General features: G+C 36.9%; 2 protein-coding genes. Both read left to right on the forward strand.

From position 1 onward, the window contains the following. Positions 1-394 precede the first annotated feature (394 nt). Positions 395-1,237, forward strand: a complete 843-nt coding sequence (gene ccsA, locus U9P79_06475) for a cytochrome c biogenesis protein CcsA (GenBank protein MEA2104268.1) — start codon at positions 395-397, stop codon at positions 1,235-1,237. 20 nt (positions 1,238-1,257) lie between these two features. Next, positions 1,258-2,904, forward strand: a 1,647-nt coding sequence (locus tag U9P79_06480; GenBank protein ID MEA2104269.1) for an ATP-binding protein, incomplete at its 3' end; no start/stop codon positions are given.

The following is a 2,904-nucleotide window of genomic DNA, read 5'->3' on the forward strand; positions in this document are numbered from 1 at the left end:
TTTTGGAGTGCAACATCCGTGATGTTGCTCTTTTAAAAACATTCATTAAAACATCACGGATGTTTTACTCCAAAAAAAAACATCACGGATATCCTCCCGTATTTGCTTGCTCTTTTGGAGTGGACTCTTCCGGTGGCAATTTATGTTAATGCAAACACATTTCAAAAACAATACGCACTTTATAGTGCTGCTTTGCTCTGCAAAAAAATTAAAGAAATTTTGAACGACCCCCGAAAATAGTGTAATGTTTGACATGGTGGGGCACTATTTTGATAGGTGGGGTTTTTGTGAGTATCTTTATGAAGGAAAAAATTATAGCTTACAAGCAAGCAAATTATTTTCAGAAAACAATAAAGAAAAGGTATAAAATTATCTTAACCGATAAAATTAGACAATGACAAGTATTTCAAAATTTAGTTTTACCGCTAATCAATTTGCTGAGACCAATTTTCTGTTGGCGACTATTGCCTTTACTTTGGTTCTTTTAGCCCTTTCAATTCAGATTTATTTTCTTTTACGGGAAAGCCATCGTCCCGATCCGATTTCACACTATATTTTATCCATATCGTTTTTTTTATTGGTGTTCATTATAATCCAGCGTAGCCTTTTTATTCAATATTTTTCGGTAACGAATACCTTTGAAGTTCTCCTAATTTTTTCCGCTATAATTCTATTCATTCTGATATTTTATAGATTAAAGAGGCAAGAGAGTGCCGAAGCATTTATCGTTTTTGGAGCAAATCTCCTTGTCATGATTTTGCTGGCTCTTGCTTCTTCCCCCTTATTTCCCAAAACGATTTTACCTCTAATACCAGCACTTCGCTCGTCTTGGTTGGTGTGGCATGTAATTATGGCTATTATCGGGGAAGCGTTTTTTGCTGTAGGTTTTATTGCTTCCATCTGCTATTTGAACGCTACGGAAAACAAGCGAAAAGCGGAAATAGACAGGCTGGCATATATTACAAATACTATTGGTTTCTTGTTCTATACTTTGGGAGGAATTATCTTTGGAGCAATCTGGGCTCACTACGCCTGGGGAAGATTTTGGGGATGGGACCCAAAAGAAACTTGGGCTCTGATAACCGCTGTTATTTATGCAATTTACTTAACTTTACGTTTAACAAATTTAATAAGATCCAAAATAGCTGCGATATTATCAATTACAGGTTTTTTATTAGCTTTGTTTGCATTTTTTGGTGTAAATTATTTTCTGTCGGGTTTACATGGTTATAATTAAAATTTTAAAATAGGAGAATTATGAAAAAATTTTTATTAGCTGTTGCTGTTTTATGGATAATTGCGATTTCCTTTTCTCTGATTTGGAATTTAAAAATTGATTCTAAAAATGAAATAAGCCTTGCAAATAAGGGCTCACAGGCTTTTTTTAAACAAGCAGTCATTTCTCGTGCCTGGAATGCCGGACACGGCGGTGTATATGTTCCAATAAGCGAAAAGGTTCAACCCAATCCTTATTTAGATGACAAGAATCGCGATGTTACTACTAAGAATGGAATTAAATTAACCAAAATAAATCCAGCCTACATGACAAGACAAACTTCGGAAATTGCTCAAGAAAGGGGAGATGTCCGTTTCCATATAACCAGTCTGAATCCAATAAGACCAGCCAATAAAGCCACACCATGGGAAACAGAAGCTCTGAAAAGTTTTGAAAAAGGAACAAAAGAATACGGAAAATTTGTTTCAGATAGTTCCGGAGTTCGAGTTTATCGTTATATGGCACCGCTTATAACAACAGAAGGATGCCTCAAATGCCATGCAAAACAAGGCTACAAAATTGGAGATATTCGAGGAGGAATTAGCGTTACGATTCCTTTTGAGAAAAAAAATGCCCAATGGAGACTCTGGCTCATCCATGTATTTGGCGTAATATCTGGCTTGTCTGCTCTCGTTTATTTTGGTAATCAAGTTGAAAAGGCACAGACGAAAACACGGGATTATTCTACAAAATTGGAGCAAAGTTCTCAGGAAATAATAAATAAGAATGCGGAACTTGATATTGCGCTGGAAAATGCTACTAAAGCAAATATGGCAAAATCAGAATTCCTGGCAAATATGAGCCACGAAATCCGTACTCCTATGAATGGAGTTATCGGTATGAACGACCTGCTTCTTCACACCAACCTCGATAAAGAGCAACGTCAGTTTGCAGAAACAGTTAAGATTAGTGGGAAATCACTTTTGTCTCTTCTGAACGATATTCTTGATTTCTCCAAAATTGAAGCCGGAAAATTGGATCTTGAAGAAATAGATTTTGATCTGAGAAAACTGATGGATAATTTTGCCAAGACAATGGCTTTTCGCACAGAGGAAAAAGGGCTCGAATTTATTTGCAGCGTTGTCCCGGGAATTCCAAAATTTTTCAAAGGCGATTCGGGAAGATTGAAACAAATATTAACAAATCTTGCTGGAAATGCTGTAAAGTTTACGGAAAAGGGTGAAATTTCAGTTTTATGTTCTTTGGAAAAGAAAATGGAAGATTCTTCTGTACTCCGTTTTTCTGTTCGCGACACAGGAATCGGTGTTTCAAAAGAAAACCAGAGTAAACTCTTTGATAAATTTACTCAGGCAGATGGTTCCACTACCCGAAAATTCGGCGGGACAGGTCTGGGGCTTGCTATTTCAAAGCAACTCGCAGAAATGATGGGCGGTGAAATTGGGATTGAAAGCGAAGAAGGAAAAGGCTCTACATTCTGGTTTACAATCACCCTTAAAAATTCAGACCACCCAGCAGAAGAGCCAAAATCCGTAAAATCCGTGGACATTAGCAAAGCAAAAATCCTCATTATTGATGATAATAAAACCAATCGAAAAATAGTCGGAGCAATGCTTTCTTATTGGAAGATCAAACATTCCGCCGCCCCAAAAGGCACAGACGGATTGAAG

The sequence above is a fragment of the Candidatus Cloacimonadota bacterium genome, from assembly GCA_034661015.1.
In the GTDB taxonomy this organism is placed as follows: domain Bacteria; phylum Cloacimonadota; class Cloacimonadia; order JGIOTU-2; family JGIOTU-2; genus JAYEKN01.